General features: G+C 56.1%; 1 protein-coding gene. It reads left to right on the top strand.

Translation table 11 applies throughout. From position 1 onward, the window contains the following. The first annotated feature begins 195 nt into the window (after positions 1–195). Positions 196–870, top strand: coding sequence for a hypothetical protein (locus NW829_RS12250; protein ID WP_414417202.1), 675 nt, complete (start codon positions 196–198; stop codon positions 868–870). Positions 871–1208: the final 338 nt, after the last annotated feature.

The raw sequence follows: 1208 nt of genomic DNA, 5'->3' as shown, positions 1-1208 counted from the left end.
GGATGGGCCATTTCCAGAACAATTTCTTGCATTTGCTCTGCCGCTCGCTTGACAACGCTCTAGGATGCAGTAGAACTAACAGCAGGCATCCCCCTTGAAATTGTGCAGATGCATAAGACTTGAGCAAGCTCGGTGGATCCCCGCTGGACGCTGCCTAAGACGTTTGCTGTGGTGTGAGTGAGTGGAGATTTTTCGATGAGACGACGTTTTGGCTCAGCCCTTGGCCGTGGCGGCCTCTCTCTTTGGGCAACCTGTGCTTCGGTTGCGCTGATTACCGGCTGCAGTAGCGAGACCACCAGCGGGGTGCCGCCTCTACTGGCTTCTAGCGGTGCCACGCCTCCTCCTGTGGCTGTTGCCCCTACGATTGCCCCCAATCTCACGCCTATCACCTTCCGCCCTGGTCCGGATTTCGCCCCCATCACCCCACCGCCGGTTCAACCCGACCTTCCGGATCCGCCTAGTCTGTTGCCAACTGGGGAGTTTAATCTTTTGCTGTCCGCCCCGCCAAACCCTGCTGTGATTCCCCCAGTGGGATCCGCCTTTGTAACTATCACCTTGCGCGGCTTACTTGCTCCAGGAGTGATCAGGAGCGTAGAGGTTCAGTTTTTTAACATCAGTCGCGGCACAGATATTACCGGTATCTTTTTGCCGACGGCAATTGAGCAGTTTAGAAATACGCTGATAGGCAGAGGCAATAGCTACGACGACCGAATCAACGGGATCACGCTTACCAACGGCTTCACCTTCCCGGCGGATCTAGCCGCCTACAACACCAACGTTGCTGCGGGAGAAAGGGTTTTGGTGATCGTGGTCATTCGAGATTCATTTGGTCAAGCTCTGAGGCTGGAAGCGCGCGCCCAAGCCACCTAAGCTGGAGCTGAGTAAGGCTGTTTGGGTTTGTGCCACGAGAGAGTTGAATGGCAGGAGGATGAGGGAATGAAAACGGGAAAAGTAGCTGGGGTTTTGGCTTGCTTGTGCTTGGGCTTGCTAACAGCTTGTCAACAAACTAAAGAGGGGAATCCAATCAGCTCGCTGCCAGGGCCAATCATCCCTGTGCAAAACCCAAATACAGAACCTGGAGGAACGGGGGTAGGGCTGCCATCCACTCCTCCGATTGGATCTGTTCCCCCAGGTCAACCCAGCCCTCTTGTGCCCCCTCCTGTGTCGGCGCCGACGATCCCGCCCCTGCCCACTCCCAATCCCTCTCC

The organism is Synechococcus sp. R55.8, from assembly GCF_047461895.1.
Taxonomy (GTDB): domain Bacteria; phylum Cyanobacteriota; class Cyanobacteriia; order Thermostichales; family Thermostichaceae; genus Thermostichus.
The sequence above is the reverse complement of the archived record's forward strand: the minus strand, read 5'-3'. Positions and strand labels throughout refer to the sequence as shown.